The sequence below is a fragment of the Vibrio sp. M260118 genome (assembly GCF_036533755.1).
In the GTDB taxonomy this organism is placed as follows: domain Bacteria; phylum Pseudomonadota; class Gammaproteobacteria; order Enterobacterales; family Vibrionaceae; genus Vibrio.
Genome location: NZ_JATABG010000201.1, coordinates 1 through 6,269 on the forward strand (window position 1 = coordinate 1; position 6,269 = coordinate 6,269).

A 6,269-nucleotide genomic window follows, 5' to 3' on the forward strand; every position below is an offset into this window, starting at 1 on the left:
CTTGCGTCTTGGCTCGTTGATGAAACTCTCAAATAGAGTCTGAAATCTTACTTGATAGAATTGAGTTCGCTTGATGGAAGCCTTGCGTAGCCACTGTCTTGGTGGATTGTTCTGCCCTGCGAGGTAGCAAATGCCTTTTGAAGCATTGTTGGTTGTCGCGATGGCCCAGCGATCACGCCACCAGCCCATATGAACAATATCAACTTTATCGAAATCGTTGTTATTTCCCCAATTGCTATCCTCTTCAACGTACAAAAGGTCGGCTTTTTGACGCTGAAGGCGTGGCAAGCAGACGCTCAGTGCTGCGGAGCGTAGAACAGGGTCTTGCGGCAAGTAGATTGAAACTTGCCGATCGTCTTTACACATATCGAGCACGTGTAGGAAATGAGCATAGGACGTGTATGGTGGACGGATTAACGCACCTTTCGACGGATAATTGAATACCGTTAGGTTGCCCATCGGATCTTCGACGTTGCCCCTTGCGAGTATAGTCTGGTACTTTTCGTCGATTCGCTCTCTCAATATAGGAGAAGGAGGAGGAACAGGAAGATTTGCTTCAGATGAGTGATCATGAGAGACAAATCGAGCTGGGAATTGGTACGGATTGTGATCCACGGAGCCAATAGGCTCTTCATCAGAGGAGTAATTGACGTGCTGGCAGAGGATATAACCACTATGGGCTTCACCCGTCGCCATCCACAGCACCCCGTTGTTGCTTTTCGGTTGAAGAGGTACATAGTAAGACGCCAGTTGATAGCTTTCAGCGTGATTAACCCAACGGGCATCGAACATGGCTAACTTACGGCGGCATCGACTGGCAATATGGTCAAGGTGGTCATAAAACGTCTTTGGGTTGATTTCTAGCTTGCGGCAAATCTCGCGCACCGAATAGCCCATAAAAAGCAGACCAAGGAGGTTTTCTTGAAAATGGAGTTTTTTGTTTGCTCCAGACCATTTGTCGACAAAGGTCGATTGACAACATTTACAGCGATAACGTTGACGGTCGCCACTGTAGCCAAAAGCATGGTAGAGGTGTTTATGGGTATGGACCGAAAGGCCAAAGTTTTCGCACTCGTCGTTTCGACAAGCAGGCAGCCCATCACTATGAAGTTGACGTAGGCGATGAAGCTCGTTAAGGACTTCTTGGTTGTTAAGTAAGGGGGGGAAAGCGCCACATTCACGGCAAACCATCGCAGGTCGCTTAGGGTTCGCATGCTGCACAACGTAACGATGTGCATCACTCAATCCAAAGTTGTCACACGCCAATGTTTTACAAAAGTTGAGCTGTAACCCGTTCGCTTCCTTTGGCAGTTGGCCGGCTGTCACTATCTCCCCCTCGGGATTATTCTGGCCACCAAACTAGGTTCGGTGGCGAAAGGAATGAAACTAGATGTTGATAGCAGTTTCTAATGCCACTTTCATCATGTCGTTGAACGACTTTTGACGCTCTTCAGAGCTGAGTTTTTCACCACGGATGATGTGGTCTGACACTGTAAGGATAGTCAGAGCCTTAGCGCCAAGATCTGCTGCTACGCCGTAGATACCTGCGGCTTCCATATCAACACCTAAGATGCCAAGTTTTTCCATCTTCTCGAAGATGTCAGCTTCTGGTGTGTAGAACAGGTCAGCAGAGAATACGTTGCCCACTTTAACAGGTACTTCTTGAGCACGTGCTTGTTTAACTGACTCTTCTAAAAGGCCAAAGTCAGCAATTGCTGCGAAATCGTGATTGTTGAAACGAATGCGGTTTACTTTAGAGTCTGTAGAAGCACCCATACCGATAACTACGTCCATTAGTTTCACGTCATCACGTACTGCACCACAGCTACCTACACGGATTACATTTTTCACACCGTATTCTGCGATTAGCTCGTGAACATAGATACAGCATGAAGGGATGCCCATACCGTGACCCATTACAGACACTTTCTTACCTTTGTAAGTACCTGTGTAGCCGAACATGTTACGAACGTCACATACTTGCTTCACATCGTCTAGGAACGTTTCTGCGATGTATTTTGCGCGTAGTGGGTCGCCTGGCATTAAAACCGTTTCAGCGAAATCACCTGGTTGTGCGTTAATGTGTGGGGTTGCCATAGTTATTACTCCAAAAAATATTAGTAATATGAACTGCTGATTACTAATTATGTTGATTTTGAAAAATCGCTTGAGCCAATACTAGCTATTACAGCGCATAGACCATGAGAAGTATGTCACAAAAGGGGGCGGTTTGGTGCATTAATTGTCTGTTGATAACTAATTGTGTTGAAAGTGAATGGGCAATCGATTCGTAAAAACGTTTGCTTCGTGAGTGAACCAAAAAAGGCTTTGCTACGTACTCCTATATCAAATTGTACAAATTAAATTTTCGTACAGGATTTCGAGATTGTGCTATAAAAAGTTATACAAGAAGTGTTTTTGTATAGCCTTAATAAAAAGGGAGCTCACCATGGATCAGCAGCCAATTAAAATCGGAATTAGCGCTTGTGTGTTAGGCGAGCGCGTTCGCTTTGACTCAGGACATAAGATTAGTAAGTTCGTCACCAAAGAGTTGACGCCCTACTTCGAATTTATGCCAATCTGCCCAGAAGTGGGTTCAGGAATGCCAGTTCCCCGTCCTACCATTCGCTTAATGTCTAACGAAGACAGAATTGCGTTGGTTGAAACCAAAGATCCCACTAAAGAGCACACGCAAAAGGTTGTTGACTATTCAAAGCAGAAAGTGGCGTCTTTAGAAAAAGAGCAGCTATGTGGTTACATCGTTTGTGCCAAGTCGCCAACATGCGGCATGGAGCGAGTAAAAGTGTACAAAAAGAACAGTGCTGAGAACGTAGGCGTTGGCCTCTATACCAATGAACTAATGAAAGCCATGCCTTGGCTACCGGTTGAAGAGGATGGTCGACTCAATGATCCGGTGCTTAAAGAGAACTTTATTACTCGCGTTTATACACTGAGAGATTTTTATGACTCGATGGGCGACGAGCCTACTCGCGGCAAAATCGTTGCGTTTCATTCTCGTTACAAACTGACGCTAATGGCTCACCATCCAGCCTCCTATAAAGAGTTGGGTAAGTTGGTGGCGAATGTAAAAGATTACGACATCAATGAGTTTTACCAGTTGTATCGTGAAGGTCTGATGGCCGCAATTGCAAATCGTGCCAGTAGAAAAAACAACACTAACGTGTTGATGCATCTACAAGGCTATTTTAAGCGTGAGCTTAGCCGCTCACAGAAGAAAGAGTTAAGACAAGTGATCGAAGATTACCGCGTGGGAGTGCTTCCTCTACTCGCACCACTGACACTGATCAAACACTATTTAGCAACGCATCCAGATGCTTACCTTGAGGATCAAGCGTTTCTACAACCGCACCCACAGGAGTTACGTTTACGTTATGGGTTATGAGAAAAGGCTGTATGCCATTCGTGAAGTGTCTGAGATAACGGGCATTAAGCCTGTTACGTTGCGCGCATGGCAAAGGCGTTACAACTTAGTTCAGCCTCAGAGAACCGAGAAAGGTCACAGGCTTTATACCGACGAGCATATTGCTCTCATAGGCGATATTCAGGGTTGGCTCAGCAAAGGTGTGCCGATTGGTAAGGTAAAAGAGCTACTGGCGTCTGACGAACCGAGCAAAAACCAAGGCGAGTACACCATTACTCAGCTTGATGAAGTCAATGACTTCCTACAAGCGCTCGCTGATCTTAACAGTGGCAAAGCGGAGTCTATTCTCTCTACGGTACTTAAAGAGTATCCCCTGGAAGTCGTAGAAAAACAGTTTATTCAGCCTGCTGAGAAGGCTTTATCTGTAGTTCGGTTTGGTCTCCGTACGCTGCAAAAAGGCATGATGGACTCGATCATAGTGACACGTATCAACTCAATAATTGATGCTGAAAGTAAAACCGCTCGAAAAGGGAAGTGTCTGTTCATCAACTGCGATACGCATAATGATGTCACTGCTCGCTTATGGGCACTGAAGCTTGCGGAGTCGGGGATGAATCTAGTGATAGTCAACGGCATAGAAGATCTTACTGGATTAGTAGAGCATCAGGGCTTAAGTGCTTATACCTCGGTGGCAATCAACAGCTCGCGTCCAATGAGTGCTAGCCAAATGGTTGCCATTGACAAAATAAAGGCGTCGTTTTCTGGGCAAGTACTGCTATCAAATTCAATCGAAGAGTAAGGATTCGTTGTGAAACTAGTTTGGCTACGCCGAGATTTACGTGTCGAGGACAATACTGCCTTAACGAAAGCCTGTGAGAGTGGAGAACCAGTGGTTGCTTTATACATAGCAACGCCAGAAACTTGGACAGAACACTCACTCGCTCCAATGCAGGCAGATCTTATTTACAGAAGGTTATTTGAGCTACAAAGTGATCTGCACAGCAACAATATTCCTCTTTATTACGCAGAGGTAGAGACATTTAGATCTGCGGCTCAGCTTGTGGCGAAGGTTGCTGAACGAGAAGCGGCTAGCGGCGTTTTCATCAACAAAGAGTATGAGCTCAATGAACAAAATCGAGATGCTTTTTTAGCAGAACAACTTACTGAAGCAGGTATAGAGTGCCACCAGTTCGATGATAAATGCGCGCTCAAGCCGGGAAGTGTATTCAACAAGCAAGGTGAGTACTTCAAGGTCTTTACACCCTTTAAGCGTGCTTATTTAGAAAAACTCTACCGCCACCCTCTTAATGTGTCCCAAATTCAGCCATTAGAAGTAGAAGCTGCCAAATTGGTTAATTTAGATCTCGTAAGTGAGCTCTCTCCGCAGTCAAACTTTGCTTATCCACGCGTATCAAGTGGGCGCTATCCGGTACAAACTAAGCAGGTAATCAAATCTTTGCGAGAGTTTGACCGGAGCAAAGTGGAGCAGTATCAGCAGCAACGCGACTTCCCTGCTATTGACGGCACCAGTGCCTTGTCTCCATACCTTGCCATAGGTGTGCTATCCGTTCGGCAGTGTTTAGCACGAGTGATGTACACTCAACCCTTACCTTTAACGGGTGGGCGAGAGGTGTGGCAAAGTGAGTTGATTTGGCGCGAGTTCTACCAGCATTTAAGCTATTTTGAACCTAAGCTTAGCAAAGGAGAAAGCTTTACTGATTGGGGGAACAACCTCATTTGGCGCAACTCTGAGCAGGCCATTTCCGCGTGGAAAAGCGGCAATACAGGTTATCCGATTGTTGATGCAGCGATGCGCCAGTTAAACCAGACGGGTTGGATGCACAACCGTTTGAGGATGATAGTGGCGAGTTTCCTCGTTAAAGATCTCCATGTGGATTGGCGCATTGGTGAGCAATACTTTATGTCTCGGCTTGTTGATGGTGACTACTCCGCCAATAATGGTGGCTGGCAGTGGTGCGCGTCAACGGGGTGTGATGGCCAGCCCTACTTTCGTATCTTTAACCCAATTACGCAGGGAGAGAGGTTTGACGGTGAAGGAGAGTTTGTTCGTCGATGGGTACCTGAAATTCGTGAAGTGCCAAATAAGTATATTCATCAACCTTGGAAGTGGGTTGAGAGTGATCGCTTGGCATATCCTAAGCCGATAGTTGATCACAAGACCGAAAGAGAGATAACCTTAAGTCTCTATAAACAAGCCAAGGAAGTATAAATGGTGCGTACGGTTCTTGCATTAATGTGTTTTTTCAGTGCTCCGCTGCTCGCTGCCACTTATGAGTTGCCTGTCGAAGGCAGTAGTATTGTCGGTCGAACTCAGTTCCATCAGGTTCAAGAGGGCGAGACGTTGGCAAACATAGCTAAGCATTACGACGTTGGTTTTTTATCGTTAATGGCGGCCAACAAAGGTATTGACCCATTCCTGCCTAAAGTCGATTACGTACTGACTATACCAACGCAGATTATCCTGCCCAATGTTGAGCGCAAAGGTATTGTGATCAATCTTGCTGAACTTCGCCTATATTACTTTCCTGAACACAGCAATGAAGTGCAGATTTTTCCGGTAGGGATTGGTCGAGTAGGGCGCGATACACCAGAAATGGAAACCACCATTAGCCAGAAACGTCCAAACCCAACATGGACGCCTCCTGCTTCGATTCGTAGAGACTACCTTGCCAAAGGTATCGAGTTACCGGCAGTGGTTCCTGCTGGACCAGACAACCCGCTCGGTGAGTATGCTCTGCGCTTGGCTCATGGGGTGGGAGATTACCTTATTCACGGCACCAACAAAGATTTCGGTATTGGGTTAAGGGTGAGCTCGGGTTGTATTCGGATGGAGCCTAAAGATATCGAATGGCTGTTTGCTCAAGTT

General features: G+C 46.1%; 6 protein-coding genes. 4 read left to right on the plus strand and 2 right to left on the minus strand.

From position 1 onward, the window contains the following. Together QTO00_RS12515 and deoD are read right to left on the minus strand one after the other, a co-directional pair. Window positions 1-1,326 (minus strand): lactate dehydrogenase (locus QTO00_RS12515; protein WP_331425103.1); only part of this gene is annotated, 1,326 nt, incomplete at its 3' end. Between the two features lie 60 nt (window positions 1,327-1,386). After that, window positions 1,387-2,097: a purine-nucleoside phosphorylase gene (gene deoD, locus QTO00_RS12520; RefSeq protein WP_331425104.1), complete on the minus strand. Its 711-nt coding sequence runs from the start codon at window positions 2,095-2,097 to the stop codon at window positions 1,387-1,389. A 352-nt stretch (window positions 2,098-2,449) separates the two neighbouring features. On the opposite strand from deoD, the gene QTO00_RS12525 reads away from it, so the two are divergent. The 4 genes from QTO00_RS12525 to QTO00_RS12540 form a co-directional block, all read left to right on the plus strand. Further along, a complete protein-coding gene (locus tag QTO00_RS12525; RefSeq protein ID WP_331425105.1) occupies window positions 2,450-3,403 on the plus strand; it encodes a YbgA family protein in 954 nt (317 codons plus the stop codon). After that, the gene (locus tag QTO00_RS12530; protein ID WP_331425106.1) at window positions 3,393-4,181 is read left to right on the plus strand and encodes a MerR family transcriptional regulator; all 789 of its coding nucleotides are present in this window, start codon (window positions 3,393-3,395) and stop codon (window positions 4,179-4,181) included. Before QTO00_RS12525 ends, QTO00_RS12530 begins: the two co-directional genes overlap by 11 nt. Window positions 4,182-4,190: 9 nt before the next feature. Next, window positions 4,191-5,612, plus strand: coding sequence for a deoxyribodipyrimidine photo-lyase (phrB, locus tag QTO00_RS12535; protein WP_331425107.1), 1,422 nt, complete (start codon window positions 4,191-4,193; stop codon window positions 5,610-5,612). Continuing rightward, window positions 5,613-6,269, plus strand: a 657-nt coding sequence (locus QTO00_RS12540) for a L,D-transpeptidase family protein (protein WP_331425108.1), incomplete at its 3' end; no start/stop codon positions are given. It lies immediately after the preceding gene.

Bases quoted from the DNA above. Each gene is read 5' to 3' on its own strand.
- deoD (WP_331425104.1), bottom strand. From the start codon at position 2,097: ATGGCAACCCCACACATTAACGCACAACCAGGTGATTTCGCTGAAACG.
- QTO00_RS12525 (WP_331425105.1), top strand. From the start codon at position 2,450: ATGGATCAGCAGCCAATTAAAATCGGAATTAGCGCTTGTGTGTTAGGC.
- QTO00_RS12530 (WP_331425106.1), top strand. From the start codon at position 3,393: ATGGGTTATGAGAAAAGGCTGTATGCCATTCGTGAAGTGTCTGAGATA.